Source organism: Rhodococcus sp. KB6 (assembly GCF_001445685.1).
Lineage (GTDB): Bacteria > Actinomycetota > Actinomycetes > Mycobacteriales > Mycobacteriaceae > Rhodococcus_F > Rhodococcus_F qingshengii.
This window is the reverse complement of the sequence record NZ_LNAK01000120.1, coordinates 110,348-132,909: the sequence shown is the minus strand read 5'-3', so window position 1 is coordinate 132,909 and position 22,562 is coordinate 110,348. Positions and strand designations below refer to the sequence as shown.

The 22,562-nt window shown below is 62.7% G+C and carries 23 protein-coding genes; 16 read left to right on the top strand and 7 right to left on the bottom strand.

Annotated features, from left to right (window positions below):
• The first annotated feature begins 118 nt into the window (after nucleotides 1-118).
• On the top strand, nucleotides 119-799 hold the full coding sequence (locus tag ASU23_RS17035) for a TetR/AcrR family transcriptional regulator (RefSeq protein WP_007730821.1): 681 nt from the start codon (nucleotides 119-121) through the stop codon (nucleotides 797-799).
• Nucleotides 800-872: 73 nt separating this feature from the next.
• On the opposite strand, the gene ASU23_RS17030 is transcribed toward ASU23_RS17035, so the two are convergent.
• The gene (locus ASU23_RS17030; RefSeq protein WP_003942878.1) at nucleotides 873-1,349 is read right to left on the bottom strand and encodes a MaoC family dehydratase; all 477 of its coding nucleotides are present in this window, start codon (nucleotides 1,347-1,349) and stop codon (nucleotides 873-875) included.
• Nucleotides 1,350-1,506: 157 nt separating this feature from the next.
• Between ASU23_RS17030 and ASU23_RS17025 the strand changes: the two genes are divergently transcribed.
• The 12 genes from ASU23_RS17025 (at nucleotide 1,507) to ASU23_RS16970 (ending at nucleotide 13,720) form a co-directional block, all read left to right on the top strand.
• Nucleotides 1,507-2,328 carry an SDR family oxidoreductase gene (locus tag ASU23_RS17025; protein ID WP_003942864.1) on the top strand — a complete coding sequence of 274 codons (822 nt, stop codon included), beginning with the start codon at nucleotides 1,507-1,509 and terminating at the stop codon, nucleotides 2,326-2,328.
• On the top strand, nucleotides 2,325-3,128 hold the full coding sequence (locus ASU23_RS17020; protein WP_030536038.1) for an enoyl-CoA hydratase-related protein: 804 nt from the start codon (nucleotides 2,325-2,327) through the stop codon (nucleotides 3,126-3,128). Before ASU23_RS17025 ends, ASU23_RS17020 begins: the two co-directional genes overlap by 4 nt.
• Complete coding sequence (locus ASU23_RS17015; protein WP_019745701.1) at nucleotides 3,115-4,335, top strand: acyl-CoA dehydrogenase family protein; 1,221 nt, start codon at nucleotides 3,115-3,117, stop codon at nucleotides 4,333-4,335. Before ASU23_RS17020 ends, ASU23_RS17015 begins: the two co-directional genes overlap by 14 nt.
• Nucleotide 4,336: 1 nt before the next feature.
• A complete protein-coding gene (locus tag ASU23_RS17010; protein ID WP_058038322.1) occupies nucleotides 4,337-5,119 on the top strand; it encodes an SDR family oxidoreductase in 783 nt (260 codons plus the stop codon).
• The gene (locus ASU23_RS17005) at nucleotides 5,112-6,146 is read left to right on the top strand and encodes a phosphotransferase family protein (protein ID WP_039973187.1); all 1,035 of its coding nucleotides are present in this window, start codon (nucleotides 5,112-5,114) and stop codon (nucleotides 6,144-6,146) included. The genes ASU23_RS17010 and ASU23_RS17005 overlap by 8 nt, the downstream gene beginning before the upstream one ends.
• Nucleotides 6,147-6,191: 45 nt before the next feature.
• Nucleotides 6,192-6,950: a 3-oxoacyl-ACP reductase FabG gene (fabG, locus tag ASU23_RS17000; RefSeq protein WP_042446291.1), complete on the top strand. Its 759-nt coding sequence runs from the start codon at nucleotides 6,192-6,194 to the stop codon at nucleotides 6,948-6,950.
• Nucleotides 6,951-6,984: 34 nt separating this feature from the next.
• Entirely contained in the window at nucleotides 6,985-8,178 is a 1,194-nt protein-coding gene (locus ASU23_RS16995) for an acyl-CoA dehydrogenase family protein (protein WP_058038321.1), read from the top strand.
• On the top strand, nucleotides 8,175-9,272 hold the full coding sequence (locus ASU23_RS16990; protein WP_058038320.1) for an acyl-CoA dehydrogenase family protein: 1,098 nt from the start codon (nucleotides 8,175-8,177) through the stop codon (nucleotides 9,270-9,272). Before ASU23_RS16995 ends, ASU23_RS16990 begins: the two co-directional genes overlap by 4 nt.
• A 31-nt stretch (nucleotides 9,273-9,303) precedes the next feature.
• Nucleotides 9,304-10,287, top strand: a complete 984-nt coding sequence (locus ASU23_RS16985; protein ID WP_003943088.1) for an NADPH:quinone oxidoreductase family protein — start codon at nucleotides 9,304-9,306, stop codon at nucleotides 10,285-10,287.
• 79 nt (nucleotides 10,288-10,366) lie between these two features.
• Nucleotides 10,367-11,566 (top strand): acetyl-CoA C-acyltransferase, encoded by a 1,200-nt coding sequence (locus ASU23_RS16980; protein WP_058038319.1) that lies wholly within the window; start codon nucleotides 10,367-10,369, stop codon nucleotides 11,564-11,566.
• Nucleotides 11,563-12,348 carry a RhlG family 3-oxoacyl-ACP reductase gene (locus tag ASU23_RS16975; RefSeq protein ID WP_003942909.1) on the top strand — a complete coding sequence of 262 codons (786 nt, stop codon included), beginning with the start codon at nucleotides 11,563-11,565 and terminating at the stop codon, nucleotides 12,346-12,348. Before ASU23_RS16980 ends, ASU23_RS16975 begins: the two co-directional genes overlap by 4 nt.
• A gap of 172 nt (nucleotides 12,349-12,520) precedes the next feature.
• The gene (locus ASU23_RS16970; protein ID WP_058038318.1) at nucleotides 12,521-13,720 is read left to right on the top strand and encodes a DUF4185 domain-containing protein; all 1,200 of its coding nucleotides are present in this window, start codon (nucleotides 12,521-12,523) and stop codon (nucleotides 13,718-13,720) included.
• A gap of 6 nt (nucleotides 13,721-13,726) precedes the next feature.
• On the opposite strand, the gene ASU23_RS16965 is transcribed toward ASU23_RS16970, so the two are convergent.
• The 6 genes from ASU23_RS16965 to ASU23_RS16940 form a co-directional block, all read right to left on the bottom strand.
• Nucleotides 13,727-15,766 carry a YhgE/Pip domain-containing protein gene (locus ASU23_RS16965; protein ID WP_058038317.1) on the bottom strand — a complete coding sequence of 680 codons (2,040 nt, stop codon included), beginning with the start codon at nucleotides 15,764-15,766 and terminating at the stop codon, nucleotides 13,727-13,729.
• Between the two features lie 133 nt (nucleotides 15,767-15,899).
• Nucleotides 15,900-16,496 (bottom strand): SRPBCC family protein, encoded by a 597-nt coding sequence (locus ASU23_RS16960; protein WP_054800568.1) that lies wholly within the window; start codon nucleotides 16,494-16,496, stop codon nucleotides 15,900-15,902.
• Nucleotides 16,493-16,870, bottom strand: coding sequence for a helix-turn-helix transcriptional regulator (locus ASU23_RS16955; protein WP_050655974.1), 378 nt, complete (start codon nucleotides 16,868-16,870; stop codon nucleotides 16,493-16,495). Before ASU23_RS16955 ends, ASU23_RS16960 begins: the two co-directional genes overlap by 4 nt.
• A 62-nt stretch (nucleotides 16,871-16,932) precedes the next feature.
• Nucleotides 16,933-17,616 (bottom strand): GntR family transcriptional regulator, encoded by a 684-nt coding sequence (locus tag ASU23_RS16950; RefSeq protein WP_019745689.1) that lies wholly within the window; start codon nucleotides 17,614-17,616, stop codon nucleotides 16,933-16,935.
• 36 nt (nucleotides 17,617-17,652) lie between these two features.
• The gene (locus ASU23_RS16945; protein ID WP_225320168.1) at nucleotides 17,653-18,429 is read right to left on the bottom strand and encodes an aspartate/glutamate racemase family protein; all 777 of its coding nucleotides are present in this window, start codon (nucleotides 18,427-18,429) and stop codon (nucleotides 17,653-17,655) included.
• Nucleotides 18,430-18,558: 129 nt separating this feature from the next.
• Nucleotides 18,559-19,062 carry a PASTA domain-containing protein gene (locus ASU23_RS16940; RefSeq protein WP_030536029.1) on the bottom strand — a complete coding sequence of 168 codons (504 nt, stop codon included), beginning with the start codon at nucleotides 19,060-19,062 and terminating at the stop codon, nucleotides 18,559-18,561.
• Between the two features lie 209 nt (nucleotides 19,063-19,271).
• Between ASU23_RS16940 and ASU23_RS16935 the strand changes: the two genes are divergently transcribed.
• The 3 genes from ASU23_RS16935 to ASU23_RS16925 all read left to right on the top strand — a co-directional run bounded on the left by ASU23_RS16935 (nucleotide 19,272) and on the right by ASU23_RS16925 (nucleotide 22,472).
• The gene (locus ASU23_RS16935; protein ID WP_082661427.1) at nucleotides 19,272-19,898 is read left to right on the top strand and encodes a type 1 glutamine amidotransferase; all 627 of its coding nucleotides are present in this window, start codon (nucleotides 19,272-19,274) and stop codon (nucleotides 19,896-19,898) included.
• Between the two features lie 119 nt (nucleotides 19,899-20,017).
• The gene (locus tag ASU23_RS16930) at nucleotides 20,018-21,187 is read left to right on the top strand and encodes a DUF4185 domain-containing protein (RefSeq protein ID WP_050655976.1); all 1,170 of its coding nucleotides are present in this window, start codon (nucleotides 20,018-20,020) and stop codon (nucleotides 21,185-21,187) included.
• Nucleotides 21,188-21,209: 22 nt separating this feature from the next.
• On the top strand, nucleotides 21,210-22,472 hold the full coding sequence (locus tag ASU23_RS16925) for a response regulator transcription factor family protein (protein ID WP_047269429.1): 1,263 nt from the start codon (nucleotides 21,210-21,212) through the stop codon (nucleotides 22,470-22,472).
• The last annotated feature ends 90 nt before the right edge of the window (nucleotides 22,473-22,562 follow it).

The following is a 22,562-nucleotide window of genomic DNA, read 5'->3' as shown; positions in this document are numbered from 1 at the left end:
AATCGACCGATTGTGTGTCCTGGGTCTCACCAGAGCGTACACTTGAATCCGGCGTCAACATCGAGTCTGCTGGGATTGTCCCGAAAATGATGTTGATCGGAAGGATGAGGAGCGCACCGTGCTCGACGACGAATCGCGAATTGCCGCCTTACCGGTGGCTCCGCCCGCGCTGCTCCGGGATCGACCGACCACCGAGCGGGGGACACGCACGCGTGCGGCATTGGTTGCTGCTGCCCGTAAGGTTTTCGAGCGCAGTGGCTATCTCGATGCACGTTTGATCGACATCGCAAAAGAAGCCGGTTGCGCGACGGGATCGTTCTACACGTACTTCGCGAACAAGGAAGAGGTGTTCGCCGCCGTCCTCGAGGTCGCGCGAGACGACATGATGCACCCGGGCATGGGACGCGTTGCGAGCGCGGACGATCCGTACGCCGTGCTCGAGGCAAGTAATCGAGCGTATCTGGCCGCGTATCAACGCAATGCGAAGTTGATGGGGCTCATGGAGCAGGTAGCTCACATCGACCCGGAGTTCCGGAAGTTCCGCAGCGAGCGTGCCAATGCGTTCATACGCCGTAATGCCCGCGGGATTGCAGATCTGCAGTCCCGCGGCATCGCGGACACGACGCTGGATCCGATGACGGCGTCGATTGCTCTGTCCGGCATGGTGAGTCGACTCGCCTACAGTCTGTTCACCCTTCGTGAGGGTGAGGTGGACGGGCGTTCACCGGAGTTCGATCAGATTGTCGCCACTGTGACCGATCTGTGGGCGAACGCTCTGAAGTTCCCCGACCGTCTCTGACGAGGTGGGCCGCCCCGGCTGCATCGATGTTCGAGCGGCCGGGCGTCCCAGTCTCGGTTCAGCTCTTTTCGGTTCAGCTCTTTTCGACGACGCGAGCGACGGATTCGGCGACCACGACGGGCTTGTCGGAACCCTCGCGCTCGACCACCTGGCTCATCTTCACTTGGATTCCGCCGGGCAACTGCTCCGCGGACACGACGGTTGCGCGCATGCGGACCCGGGATCCCACGGGAACGGGAGCGGGGAAGCGAACCTTGTCGTAGCCGTAATTGAGGCTGTGGGCGAAGCCGTCGAAGTGGATGAGTTGGTAGGAGAACTGGGGGCCCAGCGAGAGGCTGAAGAGTCCGTGCGCGATCGTGCTGCCGAGCGGGCTCGATGCGGCTCGTTCCGGGTCGACATGAATCCACTGATGATCGTTTGTGGCTTCGGCGAACGCGTTGATGCGCTCCTGGGTGATGTCGTACCACTCCGTCGGGCCAAGTTCCTGGCCGATGAGCTTCTCGAGCTCGGCGAAGGTGGACGGGCGGACGGGCAATTGGTTTTCAGTCATCGTTATCCCTTTACTCGCAGTTCAGGAGGACGGAACGGGCCGTTCGGGTGACCGTCGCGATTCGACGGTTGAAACTGACGCCGGATTCAACTATACATGAGGGGAGACGTGGATCACTGTCAGCGCGTAGGTATGACGCAAGCGAGAGGAATCGCTCATGAAGGTTGCCCAGAAGGTAGCAATTGTCACCGGTGGCGGCGGGGGAATCGGCGGTGCACTGGCCGAGCGGCTGGCTGCCGAGGGTGCTCGCGTCGTAGTGGCTGACCTGGACGGGGCAGCAGCTTCGGCAGTAGCAGAGGCGATCAACGCGGAGCGTCCCGGAGCGGCCGTGTCTGCCGGTGGCGACGTCTCCGACGAGACGGTCATTGCGGGTCTGATCGCGCAGGCGGAAAAGGAATTCGGCCCGGTCGACCTCTACTTCGCCAATGCCGGCGTTACCGGTGGCATGGGCCTCGACATCAGTGAAGACGTCTGGGACACGACGATCGACGTCAACGTTCGCGCCCACATTCGCGCTGCCAGGCTCCTCGTCCCCGGCTGGACGGAGCGCGGGGAGGGCTACTTCATCAGCACGGCCTCTGCGGCCGGCTTGCTCAGTCAGGTCGGGTCCGCCGCGTACTCGGTGACCAAACATGCCGCGGTCGCGTTTGCCGAGTGGCTCTCGATCACCTACGGAGATCAGGGCGTACGCGTCAGTTGCCTGTGCCCGATGGGCGTCAACACCAAGCTTCTCTACGAAGGTGAGAACTCCGGCGATCCGGTCGGCAAGGCCGCAACCGGAGCCGTGCTTGCGGCAGGCAATGTTCTCGAGCCTGCCGAATGCGCCGAAATCGTTCTTGCGGCAGTGGATGCCGAAGAATTTCTCATCCTTCCGCACAAGAACGTGCTGGACATGTACCGGCAGAAGGGCGCCGACTACGACCGTTGGCTGCGCGGGATGCGCCGGTACCAGGCGTCGCTCCTCGCGGGAACACGATGACCGAGGAACTCGTCCTCTCCGAGCAGAGAGGAGCGGTGCTGGTTCTGACATTCAATCGGCCCCGCGTTCTCAACGCGTGGACCAACGAGCTCGAAGATCAGTACTACGACTTTCTGGCCGTGGCAGACGAAGATCCTAGTGTCCGAGCAATTGTTGTCACCGGCTCCGGCCGAGGATTCTGCTCGGGGGCTGACCTCGGCAATTTGAAGAACGTCGGCGAAGTCTCCGAAAGTGATCTTGTCCGGCCGCGAGACCGTCATTTCCCGACCACCATCCGCAAGCCGCTGATCGCCGCCGTCAACGGCGTCGCTGCCGGGCTCGGAATGGTCGAGGCTCTGTACTGCGACGTTCGTTTCGGTTCGAGCGCAACACGATTCACTACCGCGTTCGCGCGTCGAGGCCTGATTGCGGAGTACGGCATCTCCTGGATGTTGCCCCGCTTGGTCGGGCACAGTCGAGCAGTCGATCTTCTGCTTTCCAGCCGGATGGTGGACGCCGACGAGGCGTACCGCATCGGTCTGGTCGACCACCTGGTCACCGGCGGTGACGTTCTGGATGCGGCGATTGCTTACGCCGAGGACATCGCGGCGAACTGCTCGCCGACGTCCCTCTCCGTCATCAAATCTCAGATGAGTGCCGACGCGCACTCGACCTTCACCGATTCCGCCAGGCGTGCGGAATCGCTGATGCTGAACGCATTTCACGGCCCGGATGTCGTCGAGGGTGTCAACAGCCATCTCGAACATCGAGCCCCCAATTTTCCTTCCCTCTCTGTCAGGAGTTCACATGTCAGTGTTTGAGTTCTCGGATCGCACCAAGAAGTACCAGGCCGAACTGCTCGATTTCATGGACAAGCACGTTTACCCGGCCGAAGCGGTCTACGAAGAGCAGATGCGTGAGTCCGGTAACCCGCACTTTCAGCCGCCGATCATCGACGACTTGAAGAAGGAAGCCAAGGCCCGCGGGCTGTGGAACCTCTTCCATCCCCATCCCGAATGGGGCCCCGGCCTGACCAATCTGGAATACGCACCGCTCGCGGAGATCATGGGCCGCAGCCACCTGGCCTCCGAGGCCACCAACTGCGCCGCTCCGGACACGGGAAACATGGAGGTGCTCACGCTCTTCGGCACCGACGAGCACAAGGAGAAGTACCTCAAGCCGCTTCTCGAAGGCGAAATTCGTTCCGCTTTCGCGATGACCGAGCCCGAGGTTGCCAGCTCCGACGCCACCAACATCCAGCTCCGTATGGACCGTGACGGCGACGAGTACGTGCTGAACGGCCGTAAGTGGTTCGCTTCCAACGCCTTGCACCAGAACTGCAAGGTTCTGATCGTCATGGGTAAGACCGACTTCAATGCCGCCACCCACCGTCAGCAGTCGATGATGGTCGTGCCGATCGATGCTCCCGGCGTCACGATCCTGCGCAACCTGCCGGTTTTCGGCTACCAGGACCGCGAAGGACACGGCGAGATCACTTTCGAGGACGTGCGCGTCCCGGCCAAGGACATTCTCGCCGGTGAGGGTGAAGGATTCGCGATCAGCCAGGCCCGCCTCGGCCCCGGCCGCATCCACCACTGCATGCGTGCAATCGGAATGGCCGAGCGCGCACTGGAACTGATGTGCAAGCGGGCATCCACCCGCATCACCTTCGGGAAGCCCGTCAGTGACAACGCGAATATCCAGGACTGGATCGCCGAGGCTCGTATCGACATCGAGATGGTTCGACTCCTCACACTCAAGGCCGCACACATGATGGACACGGTGGGCAACAAGGAAGCGCGCACCGAGATCGCAGCCATCAAGGTTGCGGCACCGAACATCGCGCTCAAGATCATCGACCGCGCCATCCAGGTTCACGGCGGTGGCGGCGTCACCGACGACTTCCCGCTCGCGATGGCTTACGCCCACATGCGCACCCTTCGCCTGGCCGACGGCCCGGACGAGGTGCACAAGCGCGCCATCGCCAAGCAGGAACTGCGCAAGTACCGCGAAGTCAAGGCGAACTGACATGGCAGGACTGGATCTCACTGGTAAGACGGCAATCGTCACAGGAGCATCGCGGGGCATCGGCCTCGCGACCGCGCAGGCGATTGCGGCGGCGGGCGGAAACGTCGTACTGACTTCGCGCTCACAGGAATCCGCAGATGCGGCTGCCGCGCAGGTGAACGGCAACGCGATCGGCGTCGGCGCTCACGCGACGGACGAGGATGCTGCACGCAAGTGCGTCGAGCAGACGATCGAGCGTTTCGGCAGTCTCGACATCTTGGTGAACAACGCGGGCACCAACCCGTCGTTCGGGCCGATCATCAACCAGGATCACTCGCGCTTCGCCAAGACTTTCGACGTCAACGTGTGGGCTCCAGTCCTGTGGACCGGCCTCGCAGCGCGGGCCTGGATGGGCGAGCACGGTGGTTCCGTGGTCAACACCGCTTCGATCGGCGGCATGGCGTTCGAGGCGGGAATCGGTACGTACAACGCGTCGAAGGCTGCTCTGATCCACATCACCAAGCAGTTGGCGCTCGAGTTGTCACCGAAGATTCGTGTCAACGCCGTTGCGCCGGGAGTGGTGAGAACCAAACTCGCCGAAGCTCTGTGGAAAGAACACGAAGAAGCGGTGTCCGCGTCGACTGCTCTCGGCCGCATCGGTGAACCCGAGGACGTGGCCACTGCCATTGCCTTCCTGGTTTCGGATGCAGCCCAGTGGATCACCGGCGAGATCATGACCATCGACGGTGGCCAGTTGTTGGGTGACGCACTCCCGTTCCGGCAGGGAGCGTCCGTCGGTGGCTAGCGTCGGAGTAGTGGGACTCGATACCGAAGCGGTCACCGGGTGGATCGCAGGCCTGGGGATCGACTTTTCCGGGCCGTTGTCCTTCGATCGAATCGGCTTGGGGCAATCGAATCTCACGTACCTGGTTCGCGATCAGGACGGCAATCGCTGGGTGCTACGACGCCCACCGCTGGGGCATCTGCTGGCCTCGGCTCACGACGTGGCGCGTGAGGCTCGAATCCTGAGCGCTCTCGAATCCACCGACGTGCCATCGCCGCGAGTATTCGGGTTGACCGAGGATCCTGCCGTCACCGAAGTTCCGCTGCTCCTCATGGAATTCGTGGACGGCGAAGTGGTGGACCGAATGCCTCTTGCGGAGGCGTTGTCGGAAGATCGTCGCCGGGCAATCGGAATCTCGCTCGCTCAGACGCTGGCGAAGATACACGCCGTCGACCTCGAGCAGGCAGGTCTCGACGACTTGGCAAGTCACAAGCCCTACGCCGCGCGGCAGCTGAAGCGGTGGGGTGGTCAGTGGGAACAGTCGAAGACGCGGGAATGCCCTGATCTCGACGATCTCACCCGACGCCTGATTGCAGCCCAGCCGGATCACACTGAAACCACGTTGGTGCACGGCGACTTTCACCTACGCAATGTGATCACCTCGGCGAGCAACGGCGAAGTTGTCGCGGCCCTCGACTGGGAACTGTGCACACTCGGTGATCCGTTGGCGGACGTCGGAAGCTTGTTGGCGTACTGGCCGGCGGCTGGTGAGAATACCGGCGGCGATTTCCCGGCGTCGGCACTCCCGGGATTCCCCTCGCGAGAGGAGATCTCCCGGATCTATCTCGAGGCCACCGGACGGGATCCTGCTGCGCTGAAGTTCTGGCACACGTTGGGACTGTGGAAGATTGCCGTGATCGCCGAGGGCGTGATGCGTCGCGCCCGCGACGAACCGCAGAATGCCGCCGAGAGCGGAACTCCCACCGTGGAACGTATTGACGCCTTGGTCGCCAAAGCCAGGGAAATTGCAGATCAGGCCGGGATCTGACGAGATCGTCCGGTGTCCGTCGAATCACGAAAGTATGGAGGGCCAGTGAGCCAGGAACGTAGAACCGCAATTGTCACGGGTGCAGCACGCGGAATCGGTGCGGCAGTAGCGAAGCGACTGTCGGAAGACGGTTTTGCCGTCGCCGTGCTCGACCTCGACGAAGCGGCGTGTGCCGGAACCGTCGACGCGATCAAGGCCGCAGGCGGACAGGCGCTGGCCGTCGGCGCTGACGTCTCCGACGAGGCTTCGGTCGCCGCAGCGGTGGATCGTGTGGCCGCAGACCTGGGTGCACCTACCGTGCTGATCAACAATGCCGGTATCACTCGCGACAACCTTCTGTTCAAGATGAGTGTTGCCGAGTGGGATTCGGTGATGAACGTCCACCTGCGCGGAGCGTTCCTCATGTCGCGTGCGGTGCAGAAGTACATGGTGGAAGCGAAGTTCGGCCGCATCGTGAACCTCTCGAGCACGTCGGCTCTCGGCAACCGCGGACAGGTCAACTACTCCGCTGCGAAGGCCGGAATGCAGGGCTTCACCAAGACATTGGCCTTCGAGCTGGGCAAGTTCGGCGTGACCGCGAACGCTATTGCCCCCGGATTCATCGAAACCGAGATGACCGCCGCAACGGCCGAGCGCATGGGCGTCGGCTTCGAGGACTTCAAGACCGCTGCCGCTTCGCAGATTCCGGTCAATCGCGTCGGACAGCCCGAGGACATCGCGCACACCGCGTCGTTCTTTGTCAGCGAAGGCGCAGGCTTTGTTTCCGGTCAGGTCGTCTACGTCGCCGGTGGACCGAAGGACTGACCGTCCGCTCACCGCTCGAACCGAAGGAATGGGCATGGCTTTCGACGAAGAGGCAGTATCGCGTGATCTCACCGAGAAGGTGAACACGCTTCTCGCGGAGAACGATCCGAACAGCGTGTCGGTATCGGACTTCCTCGGCGCACGATTCGACGCCGGACTGGCGTGGGTTCATTTCCCCGAAGGTCATGGGGGACTCGGTGTACCGCAGAGCTTTCAGCGTCAGGTGAACGCTCAGCTGGAGGCCGCCGGTGCACCGGGCCCGGCCACCGGCAAGAACGGGATCGGACTGGGCATGGCGGCACCGACCATCGCTGCCTTCGGCACCGAGGAGCAGAAGCAGAAGTTCCTGCGCCCGTTGTGGACTGCGGAGACGGTCTACTGCCAGCTGTTCAGTGAACCGGGCGCAGGTTCGGACCTCGCGGCCGTCGCTACCCGCGCCGTCCGCGACGGCGACGACTGGATAGTCAACGGGCAGAAGGTATGGACGTCGGGCGCGCAAAATGCGCAGCTGGCGATTCTCGTGGCCAGGACCGATCCGTCGCGCTCCAAGCATGCGGGTCTGAGCTACTTCATCTGCGACATGACCGACCCGGGCGTCGATGTCCGGCCGCTGCGTCAGATCACCGGCGAGGCCGAATTCAACGAGGTATTCCTCACGGACGTCAGAATTCCGGACGGCAATCGCCTCGGAGCCGAAGGCCAGGGGTGGAAGGTTGCGACCACCACCCTGAACAACGAGCGTGTTGCCATCGGTTCGGGCGCACCGCGTGAGGGAGGCATGATCGGAAAGGTCGCTCAGGCCTGGCGTGACGAGCCCGAGCTGCGTAACCCGGCGATGCACGACGAGTTGATGCGGCTCTGGACCGAATCCGAAGTTGCGCGTCTGACCGGTGAGCGACTGCGCCAGCAGCTCGCCGCCGGCCAGCCCGGCCCCGAAGGCTCGGGAATGAAGCTCGCGTTTGCCGGTTTGGCCCAGCAGATTTCTGGATTCGACCTCGAACTGCACGGCGAAGCCGGTCTGCGCTACGACGACTGGACACTGCGTCGACCGGATTCCGTCGACTTCACCGGGCGTGAACCCGGATACCGGTACCTGCGAGCCAAGGGCAATTCGATCGAGGGCGGAACGTCGGAGATCCTGCGCAACGTCATCGCAGAACGTGTACTCGGGTTGCCGCCCGAGCATCGCGTCGACAAGGACATCGCCTGGAAGGACCTACCCCGATGAGCGCCGATCTGCTGTACTCCGAGACCGAACAAGATCTGCGAGCCAGCGTCAGACGACTGCTGAGCGAGCGGGCCGGCGCCGACACCGTGGTCACGGCGTACGACGACGTGTCCGCCGACTTCACCGGGCTGTGGAAGTCGCTGGCGTCGGAACTCGGTTTGGCGGGACTGCTGGTACCCGAGGAACTGGGCGGGGCAGGTGCGTCGACGCGTGAAGCGGCGGTCGTGATGGAGGAGATCGGACGTGCGGTCGCTCCCGTTCCGTTCTTCACCAGCGCGGTGCTGGCGACGACGGCGTTGCTGAAGGCCGGCGAGACCGAGGTGCTCGGTCAATTGGCAGCGGGGGATTCGACGGCTGCTCTAGTCGTCCCGTTATCCACTGCACCAGGCACTTTCACACCTACTGTCAAGGTAACGGCGAGTGGACTCGTCGGCAGCGTCACGACGGTTGCCGGCGTCGCCGAGTCCGATGTTCTTGTTGTTCCGGTTGCCGGTGAGAGCGGCCTTGAGCTGCACACCGTTCGGATCGCCGACGTTACTGTCACGCCGGTTCTGTCCCTGGACATGACGCGCCGATTGGCGGACGTCGAGTTCTCGGGGTCGTCGTCGGTGCAGGTCGACAGCGGCAACGCGGCGCAAGCGGTTGAGGAAGCGTTGCTCTGCGGAAGCGCACTGCTGGCGTCCGAACAGTTCGCTGTAGCTCAGTGGTGCCTCGAAACGACTCTCGCGTATGTGAAGGAGCGCAAGCAGTTCGGCCGGGCGATCGGTTCGTACCAGGCGATCAAGCACCGCCTCGCCGATCTCTGGCTCGAAGTCAGCTCTTCGGGAGCGGCAGCACGATATGCGGCGGACACCTATGCACGCGGCGACGTCGATGCGGCGATCGCAGCGACGGTGGCCCAGGCATTCTGCAGCGGCGTCGCGGTTCATGCTGCGGAGGAGTGCGTCCAACTTCATGGTGGTATCGGAATGACGTGGGAGTATCCGGCGCACCTGTACCTCAAACGGGCGAAGAGCGATCAGCTGTCGCTGGGAACCGCGTATCAGCATCGGGCACGCCTCGCCGAGTTGGTCGACCTCCCGATCTCGTCCTGAAACTCACCCACTATCTGTCTGGAGAATTGCTGTGAAGGCTTGGCGCGTCAACGAACTCGGTCAACCCCGCGATGTGCTCGCGTTGGAGGAGACCGCGGATCCCACCCCGAATGCGACGGAGATGTTGGTCAAGGTGCTGGCGGCTCCGGCCAACTTCCCCGACGTCCTCATGTGCCGGGGTGAGTACCAGATCAAGCCGCCGCTGCCCTTCACACCCGGTGTCGAACTGTGTGGTGAAGTGGTCTCGGTCGGTGAATCGGTGACCAAATTCGCAGTGGGGGACCGGGTGATCGGTAATCCGAGTCTGCCGTCCGGCGGATTCGCCGAGTACTCGGTACTGGATCAGAACAACACGTTCCCGGCGCCGTCGGCTCTCGACGACGCGGAAGCATCCGCTCTGAGCATCGGCTATCAGACAGCGTGGTTCGCTCTGCATCGCCGCACCCAACTGCTCGAGGGTGAGACGTTGTTGGTCCACGCTGCTGCGGGTGGTGTCGGTAGTGCGGCAGTGCAACTCGGCAAGGCGGCAGGCGCCAAGGTGATCGGTGTCGTCGGCGGCCCGGACAAGGCCGAGTACGCGCGCAAGCTCGGCGCAGACCTCGTCGTAGACCGTCACAGTGAGGACTTCGTGGCAGCGGTCAAGGAGTTCACCGGCGGCAAGGGCGCCGACGTGGTCTTCGATCCGGTCGGCGGCGACGCATACGCGAAGTCCACCAAGTGCATCGCCTTCGAGGGACGGATCGTCATCATTGGCTTCGCCGGTGGCACGATCCCGCAGCCGGCACTCAATCACGCTCTCATCAAGAACTATTCGATCATCGGACTGCACTGGGGGCTGTACAAGGCCTACAACCAGCAGGCCATCGACGACTGCCACGTCGAGCTCACCAGGCTCGCCGATGCCGGCTTGGTCAAACCACTGATCAGTGAGCGGCTGTCGTTGACGGACGTTGCCGACGGTATCGGTCGCCTCGGCGACGGCACCACGGTCGGTCGCGTCGTGTTCCAGCCCTGATTCTTGCTGTGCGCCTTTATTAACCCCCGGCGGTTAATAAAGGCGCACAGCACTTCGTGTTCGACGAAAGGATTCCCCGATGAGGCAAGCTGTCATCGTTTCCACCGCCCGTACCCCGATCGGTAAGGCGTACCGCGGCGCGTTCAACAACACTCAGGCTCAAGAGCTTGCTGCACATGCCATTTGGAATGCAGTTCAGCGCGCGGGCCTCGAGGGCGGCGAGGTCGAGGACGTCATCCTCGGCGCCGCGCTGCAGCAGGGCTCTTCCGGCGGCAACGTCGCGCGGCAAGCGGTACTGCGGGCCGGGCTTCCGGACTCGGTTTCCGGAATGACGATCGACCGTCAGTGCTCGTCCGGTCTCATGGCCATCGCAACCGCAGCCAAGCAGATCGTGGACGACGGAATGCAGATCGCGGTCGGCGGCGGAGTCGAATCGATCTCGTTGGTCCAGAACGATCACATGAACAACTTCCGCGCGGCTGATCCGTGGCTTAAGGAAAACAAGCCGTCGATCTACATGCCGATGCTGCACACGGCCGAGATCGTCGCCGAGCGCTACGGAGTCACCCGCGAGCAGCAGGACGAGTTCGCGCTCGTCTCCCAGCAGCGGACCGCAGCGGCCCAGGACGCAGGTCGGTTCGATCTCGAGATCGTCCCGCTGCCCTCGATCAAGCAGGTGCAGGACAAGGAGACGGGTGAGATCCGCAGCGAGTCCGTGACGCTGACCCGCGACGAAGGCAACCGCGCTTCCACCACGTTGGAAGGGCTGTCGAGTCTGCGACCGGTTCTGGCCGACGGGACTGTCAGTGCTCATTCGTCCATTACTGCGGGCAACTCGTCTCAGCTCTCCGACGGCGCTTCGGCGTCGGTTCTGATGGAGGCAGGCGAGGCGGAACGCCGCGGGTTGGCTCCTCTCGGTATCTACCGTGGCATGGCTGTCGCGGGTTGCGCTCCCGACGAGATGGGCATCGGACCGGTGTTCGCGATTCCGCGTCTGCTGGATCTTCACGGGCTGAAGGTCGACGACATCGATCTCTGGGAACTCAACGAGGCCTTCGCCTCTCAGGCCCTGTACTGCCGCGACAAGCTCGGGATCGATCCCGAGAAGTACAACGTCGACGGCGGCGGTATCTCCGTCGGCCATCCGTACGGAATGACGGGGGCTCGTCTGGTCGGCCATGCTCTTCTTGAAGGAAAACGGCGCGGAGCCAAGCTCGTGGTGGTGACCATGTGCATCGGCGGCGGTATGGGTGCTGCCGGGCTTTTCGAGGTCGCATGAGCTTGATCGAGGGACTGTTCGACGTCAGTGGCAAGACCGTTGTGGTCACCGGTGGATCACGCGGCATCGGATACATGATCGCTCGCGGGTTTGTCGAAGGCGGAGCGACGGTCGTCATTTCGGCCCGAAAAGCCGAAGCCTGTGACGAAGCCGCGCGAGAGCTTTCGGAGTTCGGCACCTGCATCTCGCATCCGGCCGATCTGTCCACGGACGAGGGGATCGAGAGCCTCGTTGCGAAGGTCGCCGAGATTTCGCCGACGCTCGACGTACTGGTCAACAACGCCGGTGCCACGTGGGGAGCTCCCGTCGACGATTTTCCGGCCGCCGGCTTCGACAAGATTTTCGACATCAATGTCAAGGCAATCTTCCTCTTGACGCAGAAGCTATTGCCGCAGTTGCGTTCTGCCGCCACGGCGGAAGATCCCGCGCGCGTGATCAATATCGGATCGATCGACGGACTCGTGGTGTCGGGTTCGGAGAACTTCTCGTACGGAGCCAGTAAGGCTGCGGTGCACATGTTGACGCGCAAGCTCGCGGCAACGCTTGCGGGGGAACAGATCACGGTCAATGCCATTGCGCCGGGCCCGTTCCCGTCGAAGATGATGGCATTCCTCCTCGAGGACGAACAGAGTGCAAAGGCTGTGGCGGACTCGGTCCCGTTGGGCCGGGTCGGAACTCCCCAGGATGCCGCAGGTCTTGCCATCTTCCTGGCTTCACGTGCCGGGGCTTATCTGACCGGCGCGGTGATTCCACTCGACGGCGGTGCGAGCGGAGCGCGCTGACCTACTGACCGATCTCCTCTGTCCCAAAAGGCCTGAAAGTCTGAACTACTATGACTTTCAGGCCTTTTCGCGTCTTTGTCTGATTGGGTTATCTGTGACTGCAGTTGCTAGATTGTCCGAGGTTCGGGGGGGGAACGACGACAACACCAACAATCCCGGCCATGGGGGAGTCATGTTTCGCGCGGGGAGATCGTTGGGGGTGTTCGGGGTAGTTGCTGCTCTGGCAGCTGCTGCCGTCACGGCGGTGGCTTCGCCGGCGATGGCTGCGCCGGGCTGCGTCGGAGTCAGTGGCGTCGGTAGTAGCGGTGGTCCGGCCAATGCGGCGCCGTGGCTCAACGGCAACACCGGAGGGTTGCCAGGTCTGTCCGGTCGTACTACCGCGATCGAAAAGGTCACCGGCACATACAGTCCCAACAAGACAGTTGATCGCTTCAATGTCCTGGGTACCGACCTCGGCATCATGTGGGACAACGGTGCGGGGCAGATTCTGACGGCTTTCGGCGATACCACCGGGCTAAGTCGTAACCCCACCTGCGACGGTTTGGTGGGCGAGTGGCGAAGTAATGTGCTCTTCCGCAGCTCGGATCGGGTACTCGCCGACGGGATGCGCATCGACAGCGCGCCGAAGGACGGTACCGGTCAGGCGCGTGAGATCATCTCCGGTCTGAAGATTCCGGGCGTCGAGGCCTCCAGCATCCCCACGAGCGGCATCGCAGTGAACGGTGTGCAGTATCTGAGCTACATGTCGGTGCGCAACTGGGGCGAGGCCGGGCAGTGGAGTACAAACTACTCACAGATTGCTACCTCCTCGGACAACGGCGAGACGTGGACCACTCGTCCGGAAACTCTGCGCCCCAACATCGGTGGGGTTCTTCCCGCGGGTGTCGCCCCCGTCGCCGGTAGCGAGAACTTCCAGATGAGCTCGATGGTGAAGGACGGCGGGTTCGTCTACAACTACGGAACCCCCGCGGGACGATCCGGCGAGGTTCGACTTTCTCGCGTGCCCGAGGGGGCGATCCTCGATCTTTCCGCCTACGAGTACTGGAACGGAAACGGCTGGATCCTTGCCGATCCCGCTGCGGCCGTACCCGTCATGGACGGCCGCATCGGTGAGGTCTCCGTTCAGTACAACGAGTTCCTCGGCAAGTTCGTGGCGATGTACGCCGACGCGTTCAGTTCGATCGTGATGCGAACCGCTCCCAGTCCGGTCGGTCCGTGGACGGCACCGGAGACACTGGTCAATCTGGTCGAGGTTCCCGGTATCTACGCCGCATACATCCACCCGTGGTCCAGTGGTTCGGATCTGTACTTCCTTGCCACCACGTGGGCCGACTACAACGTCATGTTGATGCGTACGACGCTCGTTCGCTGATCCGGCTCACGCTTGCGTTTGCTGGAGGTACACGATCTCCTCGGTGATCGGCGCGTCGTCATCGGCGTCGGTCGGCGGTTCTTGTCGGCGGCGCCACCAGATGGTGAACAGGACGGCTCCGATCACCAAGGCAGCCAGAGCGATTACCGCCACCCAGAATTTCGGGCCGTAGTATCCGACAAGGACCATGCGCATGGCGTTGCGCGCCCACGTGAGTGGCATCAGAGCGTGCAGCCACTGCAGAACCGTCGGCATCTGTTCGATGGGGTATACCGCGCCGAAGGCGAAGATCTGAATCATCAAGGCGCCCAGAGCGATGAAGGTTCCGTTGACGGCACCGAACACAACGGTGAAGAGCCTGCCCGAGCTGACCGCGGCGGCACCCACCAGGATCATCACTGCGATCATCGCCAGAACACTAGGTGGTTCGACGTTTGCCACGGTCAGTGACACCACCGACAACACGAGCGCCGCGACCAAGGTGACCAGGGCGGGAATGCGGTAGCGGCGCAGCCCCTCACGTACCACGCTGGTGTGCGAGTTCAGTGAACGTCCGCGTCGTGGGCGGACGACGAACCACGTGAGAATTCCGCACAGGAACAGTGCCACCGAGATCACGGCAGGTACGGCTCCCGGCCCGAAACCGGCTGCGGGATAGTTGTTCCGCGCGTCGACGGCAACCGGGGAAGAGAGGAGATTGGCCGTGGTGGCGCGCTCGTCGTCCGTGAACTGCGGTACCTGGGCGGCACCGTCGGACAAACCGGTGGCGAGTTCCGCGCTACCCGCGTCGAGCTCGCCGACGCCGGCCGATAGCTGCCCGAGACCGTCACGGAGCGCAATACTTCCAGTGTCCAACTGCCCCAGCCCGGTGGAGAGTTCCTGTGCACCGGTAGCGAGTTGGCCTGCACCGTCGGACAGTTGGCCCAGGCCGGTGTTGAGTTCACCTGCACCGACCGCGGCGGCAAGGAGCCCACCACGGTAGTCGCTGCTCGGATCGGTGAGTTGGCGCGAGATCTCCCGCGCGCCGTCGCGAAGCTGGCCGAGCTGACCGATCACGTCGTCGTCCGACGGTTGTGCAGTCAGGGAAGCCCGCAGTCCAGCCAGGGCTTCGACGAGTCCGGCGGAGACCGGATCGGCCGAGTTTCGAAGCATCGACGTGAGGGCGTCGATCTGACCGACGACGGCGTCCGAGGACCCCGCGAGGTCGAGTACCGGGGTGGTGACCATGTCGACCACTTCGCTGATCTGTCGGGCGCCTGCGCCGAGTTCGTCGGTGCCCCCGACCAACTGGTTGAGTCCGCTGCTCAGCTCGCCCGAGCCTGCAGCAGCTTCGCCAGCTCCGGCAGCCAGCTCGCCGGCTCCGGCGGCCAGCTCCTTGCCGCCCTGATTTGCTTCGCCCATGCCGGTGGCGAGTTCCTTGCTTCCAGCGTAGAGCTCGTTGGTTCCGGCAAGCGCTTCGGAGGATCCGTCGGACAGCTGTTGCGCTCCTGCTGCTGCTTCACCGAATCCTGTTCCGAGTTCACCCAACCCGACCAGCACCTGGTCGATGGACTGCTCGCCGATCGACTCGGAGACCGCCGAGCGCACCTGAGCGATGATGCTTTCACCGACCGGGCCGGCGACCAGACTGTTGTAATCGTTGTACAAGACGTCGAGTTCGGCCTTGCGGCCCGAACCCGATGCGGCACTGGCCACATCCGCGCTGAAAGTCTTCGGAATGACGACAGAGAAGTAATAGGTGCCGTCGTTGACGCCGTCGGCGGCTTCCTGTTCCGAGACGACCTTCCATGCAACGTCTCCGCTCTCGACGAGTGCGGCAACAACTTCATCGCCGGCTTGCAGACGTGTTCCGTCGAGTTCTGTGCCCGCATCGGCGTTGACGATGGCGACGGGCAAGCGGTTGACCGTGTCGCCCGGATCCCACAGTGCCCACATGTAGAACGCCGCAATCGACAGCGGTGCGATGACGAGGACAGCGAGAACTGTCCGGATGATGTGCGTGCGTCGCGTCGTGGCTGCGTTGTCGACTACGGGTTGTGGCGCCATGTGGAGCTCTCTTCTCGTGGACCGAAGCAGGTGTGGCACGAAAGGAAGCCACCAAAACTGCTGGACATACGTCCAGCTCGGTCACGATACAAAGCAAACGGCCATCCTGTGACCGTTTTCGAAGAATTGGGCGTTATCGGTCGCCGTGCTCTGCCTCGATCTTTGCCCACTCCCACCCTCGGAAGTTGGCCAGACGAAGCTCCTCTGCTTCGTCGAAGGTGTACCACTCGGTGCTCGGCGCATCAGGGAGAGTGCCGCGCAAGTATTCGCCCAGGTAGTGAAGTGGGCCTTCCCAGCCGGTTCCGACGCCGTAGCAGCCGGTGTCAGGGTCGTTGCGGAAGACATCGGCGACGGAGGCGTGCTCCAACTCGAGCCAGGTGGCGTCGGGACCGTCTGCAGTCAGCCGGATCTCGACCTGATCGCTGTATCCGCGATCGCCGGGCGGTGTCCACTGCAGTCGCAGCAGGTGTGGGGCGTCGCAGGCCAGGATCTCGCCACTTGCCTGGCCTTCGAAGGCGTACGAGCCGCCCACCTGGAAGTCTCCGCTCACCGGAAGGAAGAAACGGTTGATGCGGTCAGGGGTCGTGATGGCGTCCCAGACGTCGTCGACCGACGCGTTGTAGCGGCGCTTGAGTACGGCTGTTCGAGCCGAACCTTCGGCGATCTCGCGGTTGCCCATGCTCCGCTCTACCGCGGTGAGGCTGGTGTCCTGGTTCGCGATCTCGGTCATTGTGAGTCTCCTTCGTCGGAAGAATTCGGTTGTGAAGATCTGCTCCGCTTCGAGCCGCGTCGTTTCCCGCGTGCGAGTTCTGTGGCCAATGCGTCGAGAGGACCGCTCCAGAACTGCCGGAATCCGTCGAGCCATTGGTCCACTTCTTGCAATGGCGCGGGCTCGACGGCATAGAGACGCCTGGTGCCTTCGCTGCGGACGGTGGCGAATCCGTTTTCTCGGAGCACTCGCAGGTGCCCGGACGCGGTCGGTTGCGAGATTCCGAACTCCGCTGCCACGACTTCGGCGATCTGACCCGCCGAGCGCTCGCCGCTGGACAGGAGTTCCATGATTCTTCGCCGAACTGGGTCTCCGAGAACGTCGAACGCATGCACCAGTCATTTATATCGGCAATGGCCAATATAGGCAAGCGCCGAAACTTGTATTCGGGCGTCGGTCAGTCCGAGAGCGCGAACTCGTCGGCGTCGAAGAGTTCACCGATCAGCCCGCCGAGATGGCGTCGATGTTCGGCCGACAGTGTCGCTGCCGCCTCGGCATCGTGGTCTGCGCACAGCTCGATCAGCTTGTTGTGATGGTCGACGGAGTCCTGGCTGCCGAGAAGGCTCGAGAACTTGCGGTAGTAGATGCGGTGAATTTGTGGGTGAACCTGGTGAATCAGCTTCTTCAACAGCGGATTTGCCGCAGCGTCGATGATGACGCTGTGTAGGCGATCGTCTGCGGTCAGGGCTCGGCCTATGTCGTTTCGTTTGACGGCGGCAGCGAAGTCCTTGTTGGCCGAACGCATCGCCCCGATCATCTCGTCGGTGAGATTCGGTACAGCGGTGACGACGGCCAGTTGGTCGAGAGCTTCGATGACTGCGAGTGTTGCCTCGACGTCGCCGCGGTCGAGGGTGGTGATGCGCGTGTACGCACCAGGTTTCGCTTCCACGAGTCCGGTGTCGACCAGCCTTGCGAGTGCTTCGCGGACTGGAGTTCTGCTCAGTCCCAGATACTCGGCGAGTTCGCTGTCCTTGATCTTCGAGCCCGGCGCCAGTTCACCGGTGACGATCGCTTCGCGAATGCGTTCGAGAGCGATGTCGCTCATTCGTGCTCGCTCAACCGGTTTACCGCCACGCAACATACTGGATATCGTACTCTGCAGCCTCCCTGCTGCAGGTCAGCCCGAAACGACCATCGAAGGGTGTCTCCGGGCATCCGCAACCCGCCGGAGCAGAGCGCGGGCGAGAATTGTTGCCGGATCGATGATCTGACAGGTTGTGGCGTCGGCGGGCAGTCCGAGCGGAATCTCGGTGCACCCGGCCACGACGACCTGCGCGCCCGATTCGACGAGAAGATCAGCGGCCCTGACGAGCTTGTCGGTGGTCTCGTCTCCGACGTTGCCGCTCTTGATTGCTCGGATCGCCGGCATCACCAGTTCGTCCTGGATCGCAGGTCCGGGCACCAGGACGTCGATCGAGTATTCCGACAGCCATTGTTGATACAACCCGGTGCGGACCGTCCCCGTGGTGGCCAATAGTCCGACGGATGTGACGGCGGGTGAGAGCGTCCGGATGTGCCGAGCGACTTCGTCGATCATGTGGACGACGGGAAGTCCCAGTTGGGACGAGATGGCGGGCAGGAAGGCGTGGGCGGTATTGCATGGGATGGCGAGCGTCGTCGCGCCCGACTCTCGGAGAACGCGCGCACCGCGGATCAGCCACGGAGTGGGGTCAGGGCCGTTCTCGGTGAGTGCCAATGTCCGGTCGGGAACGGTGGGATCGGCCCAGATGACAACTTTGGGGTGCTCCTGATCCGTCGAACCTGGTGTCAGCGCAACGAGTTTGGAGTAGAAGTCGGCAGTAGCGGCGGGCCCCATGCCTCCGAGTATTCCGATGACGGGGTCGCTCATGGACGCCGGAGAGCTGGCGCTCTGCCGTATTCGTGGCACCTTCATGCTGCAATCCAACCTTTCGCATCCAATATATTGGATACTCGTAATGTTGACTACAGTGAAGGAGGTCGGAGGTAGTTGTCAAGTAAGGCGCAGTGTTCCCGGAATTGCGAAGTTCGAGAACTCAGCCGATCAGCAGGGGTTCGGTTCGCCGATCTTCACGGCCGAGAGCACGGCTTCGATTTCCCCGAAAGGACTTCCGGCAGAGGGTGTCTGATCGACGACAATCCAGTTGGAATCGACCAGTTGGCGTCGACCCGCGCCGGTTGCGTCAGCACTTCTGGAGAAGAAGACTCCGGCCGACTGAATGGTGTCCTGTGCGTCTTGAAGATTCATGCACACGACGTTGGGCATGACCGCGGGAGCTGCAGCGGGCGTCACTTCCGCGGCGACTGGGGTCGTGGCCAGTGGAGAATTCGTCGTACCGATCACCGAGGTGGTCAATGGAGCCTGAGTCGTCGTGGGTTGAGTTGTCGAGGTTGCAGTGGTGGTCGCGGTGGATGTTGATTCGGCCTCGCTGTCGGTGCTTGTTCCTGAGCACGCGGCAAGTGACGCCAAGGCGAATGCGCTGAGTCCGATGCGAACGGCAGTTGAGGGCGGGCGAATCGATGTCGAAAAGAGGTGTGGTGCGCGCACAGACGTTCCTTGTCGGTAAAGGGGCGATGAAAGCGGAGATTCGAGCGCAGAGCACATCCGACGCCGTCGATGTGCCTTATGTCGAATAGAACCATAGGCTTTCGGCACCGGATTCGAGAGGAATTGCCTACATGCATTTTCTGGAACTACGACACGCGCAGTGTGAACCCCCAGCGGCGTATTCGCCTGTCCTGGAGAGCTACGGAGACGTGCAGACTGTTCTTCTGGGCACCGACCCGCTTCCGGCACATCGACGGTTCGACGCCGTGATCGTGATGGGCGGGCCGATGGGCGTCGGCGATCAGGGCGAGGTCGAGTGGTTGGCATCCGAGATCGAATACATTCGCGATCTGGTCGAGAGCGACGTCCCGGTGTGGGGAGTGTGTCTGGGTTCGCAGTTGCTCGCCGCGGCGCTGGGTGCTCGCGTCTACACGGGCGCTGTGCCTGAAGTCGGAGTTGAGGAGATCACCTTGACTGTCGAGGGCCGGCAAGATCCCGTGTGGGGAGATCTGCCCTCCACATTTCCTGCAATGCAATGGCATTCGGATACCTTCGACATTCCGAACGGCGCGGTGCGGCTCGCTGGTTCAGCCAAGTATCCGAATCAACTCTTCCGATACAAGCAGAGTTACGCCGTTCAGTTTCACCTCGAAGCGTCCTCCGCGGTGGCGCGCGAGTGGATGGAACTGGCCGAGTACCGCGATTCGCTGCATGCTTCGCTGGGAGCGGACGGTCCGCGCATCTTCATGCAGCAGTTGAGTGCAGCCGAGTCGCAGGGGGTCGAGATTGCCGCAGCCGTGATGGAGAAATGGTTGAAATCCATCTCCACCGAATAAGCCCGTTTTGTCCTGATTGACCGATTTACCTGTTACCTTGTGTTCTCGTGGGTGGATGAACCGATCCGGTCGAGCAACACACCTCGTAGAGTCCGGATCTCCCCCGCGAAAGGGGAGCGATGCGCCGGATGCGGAAGATATCGACAGCAGCAGTGACGTGTGTACTCGCGTCGACCGCGGTCTTGGGGGCGACCCAGGCCAATGCATCCCCGTGGGATTGCAATGTCACCGGGAGCTTGGATCAATCAGGTGGGCCGACCAATCCGATTCCCTGGCTCAACGGCACGGATGGCAAACTGCCGGAATTGCAAGGCCGCACCTCGGCGGTCGAGTACATCACGGGCGCGCTGAGCCCCAACCAAACCGTCGAGCGGTTCAACGTTCTCGGCACGGATCTGGGCATCATGTGGGACAACGGCGCAGGTCAGGTCCTGACAGCTTTCGGTGACACCGTCGGTATCGGATCTGACCCTCTGTGCTCCGGGGTGGTCGGCGACTGGCGCAGCAACGTCCTGTTCCGTAGCTCGGACGGAAATCTGTCCGACGGCATGAACATCGACTCCTCACCGACCGACCGACCGAATCACTCGCGCGAGATCATCGGAAGTCTGAAAGTCACCGGCGTCGAAACCAGCAGCATTCCGACGACGGGTATCTCCGTGGGCGGCGTTCAGTACGTCAACTACATGTCGATACGTTCGTGGGGAGGGTCGGGCGAGTGGGTCACCAACTTCTCGCAGATCGCGTCCTCGCACGACAACGGTGAGACCTGGCAGATCGAACCGGCCTCGTCCCGGCCCAATCTGCCGTTGACAGGTAACGACAACTTCCAGATGGGGTCCTTCGTCAAAGACGGTGGTTACGTCTACAACTTCGGCACCCCCGCCGGACGCTTTGGCGAGGGGCGTCTCTCGCGAGTCAAGGAAGCCTCCATCGCGGACGTCGCGGCGTACGAATACTGGGACGGAAAGGCATGGGTCCCCAACAATCCTGCTGCCGCTGCAGTAGTTCTCGACGGGGATGTCAGCGAACTGTCGGTGCAGTACAACAACTATCTCGGAAAGTTCGTCGCGATGTACTCCAACGAGTGGGGAGCGCTGGTGCTGCGGACGGCCTCGGACCTGACCGGCCCGTGGAGCGCACCGGACGTCGTGATCGGCACCGACGCGGTTCCGGGACTCTACGGCGCGTACATGCACCCCTGGTCGCAGGGGCAGGACCTCTACTTTCTCGCCACCACGTGGTCCGACTACAACGTGATGCTCATGAAGACCACGCTGCACCAGTGAACCGGATGGTTATCGTTGAACGGTGAGCACCACCGACAATGCGCTACTGATCACCGCCCTTCGAGACGTGTTGGTGGGACCACTTCCCGAAATCGGCCGACGATTTTCGACGTTGATCGCGGACATGGCGCCGCACACTTCCCTGGTGATCTTCACCCGTGAATGCACCGGTAGGCCGCGCAAGGTCGCTGGGGATCCAGCCGTCGTCGATCGTGTGACCATCGCCGAACTCGACCGTATCCGTACGGATCTCACTGTCGGACAGATATTTCGGGGAAAATGCGCTATCGCCGGCCGGGATCGTGAAGTGCTTGCGATGCTTGATCGAACCGATACGCTTCTCGTTTTGACACCGCACCCCGTACCGGTGAAGACAGCATCCCTCGAATTGATCCAGGCACTGTTCGCAGTGACTTCAACCGGAATTCAGCTCCAGGTCCGGAACGCGAGCCCGGCATATCTCGCCGAGTCGCGGGCAGCGTCGTCCGAGCGTGCACGCACCGTGGCAGAGATGACGGAGGTGCATGCGGCCACCCTCGAGACGATGCTGGCGACGCTGCGCTCGGCGGATCTCGACGACACACGTGCGCGAACCTCGGCCAGGGAGACTGCGGCCTCGGCTCTGATCGGCCTGCGTTCGGCCGTCGACGTGCACCGCGAGTTGGCCGAAGAGTCGACCACCACCGCTTTTGCGCGGATGCGTGGGGAATTGCGTTCGCTGCTCAAGCATCGGGAAATCGCGTTGGAGTTGGTGGAGCCACCCGTCGACGGGCGTGGGTTACCCGGTGAAGTGGCGCACGGCGCCCGCGCGGTCGTCCGCGGCGCGGTCTTGGCCTTGTCGGATCAGCAGACGCTCTCGCGAATCCGGGTGGCCTGGACCCTCGACGCGGCTTCGCTCTCGATCGACATCCGCGACGACGGTGGTGGTGAAGCCGACGTGATCGACGTGGAACGCCAATTACGTTCGAGGGTAGAGACTTTGGGTGGAACCGTCGAATCCGAGTCGACGCCCGGGTGGGGGAACCGGATCAGCGCAACCATCCCGCTCGACGCGCCCGTCGCCCTACCGAACCGCGACGTCCTGACGGAACTGGCTCCGCGGGAGTTCGAGGTACTCGAGCATCTGGTGGCCGGACGGCGCAACAAGGCGATCTCGGAGCGCCTCGGCGTCAGCGAGAGCACAGTCAAGTTTCATGTTGCCGGGGTCCTGCGGAAATTGGGCGTCGAGAGTCGGGGTGCGGCGGCCGCCGCGGGCGCCGAGGCCGGCGTGAAGCCTGCACCCTAGTCCTTTCGGCCAGGTCGGTCAGTCCGTTCGACCAGGGTTGCGGGCACCTGCTTCGGGCTAACCTTTCAACGAGTGCACATATCGCAATGT

Coding starts and splice junctions, on each gene's coding strand:
- ASU23_RS16995 (WP_058038321.1), top strand. CDS start 6,985: ATGGCTTTCGACGAAGAGGCAGTATCGCGTGATCTCACCGAGAAGGTG.
- ASU23_RS16990 (WP_058038320.1), top strand. CDS start 8,175: ATGAGCGCCGATCTGCTGTACTCCGAGACCGAACAAGATCTGCGAGCC.
- ASU23_RS17010 (WP_058038322.1), top strand. CDS start 4,337: ATGGCAGGACTGGATCTCACTGGTAAGACGGCAATCGTCACAGGAGCA.
- ASU23_RS17020 (WP_030536038.1), top strand. CDS start 2,325: ATGACCGAGGAACTCGTCCTCTCCGAGCAGAGAGGAGCGGTGCTGGTT.
- ASU23_RS16930 (WP_050655976.1), top strand. CDS start 20,018: ATGCGCCGGATGCGGAAGATATCGACAGCAGCAGTGACGTGTGTACTC.
- ASU23_RS17025 (WP_003942864.1), top strand. CDS start 1,507: ATGAAGGTTGCCCAGAAGGTAGCAATTGTCACCGGTGGCGGCGGGGGA.
- ASU23_RS17015 (WP_019745701.1), top strand. CDS start 3,115: ATGTCAGTGTTTGAGTTCTCGGATCGCACCAAGAAGTACCAGGCCGAA.
- ASU23_RS16960 (WP_054800568.1), bottom strand. CDS start 16,496: ATGACCGAGATCGCGAACCAGGACACCAGCCTCACCGCGGTAGAGCGG.
- ASU23_RS16975 (WP_003942909.1), top strand. CDS start 11,563: ATGAGCTTGATCGAGGGACTGTTCGACGTCAGTGGCAAGACCGTTGTG.
- ASU23_RS16970 (WP_058038318.1), top strand. CDS start 12,521: ATGTTTCGCGCGGGGAGATCGTTGGGGGTGTTCGGGGTAGTTGCTGCT.
- ASU23_RS17030 (WP_003942878.1), bottom strand. CDS start 1,349: ATGACTGAAAACCAATTGCCCGTCCGCCCGTCCACCTTCGCCGAGCTC.
- ASU23_RS16980 (WP_058038319.1), top strand. CDS start 10,367: ATGAGGCAAGCTGTCATCGTTTCCACCGCCCGTACCCCGATCGGTAAG.
- ASU23_RS16965 (WP_058038317.1), bottom strand. CDS start 15,766: ATGGCGCCACAACCCGTAGTCGACAACGCAGCCACGACGCGACGCACG.
- ASU23_RS16950 (WP_019745689.1), bottom strand. CDS start 17,616: ATGTTGCGTGGCGGTAAACCGGTTGAGCGAGCACGAATGAGCGACATC.
- ASU23_RS16945 (WP_225320168.1), bottom strand. CDS start 18,429: ATGAAGGTGCCACGAATACGGCAGAGCGCCAGCTCTCCGGCGTCCATG.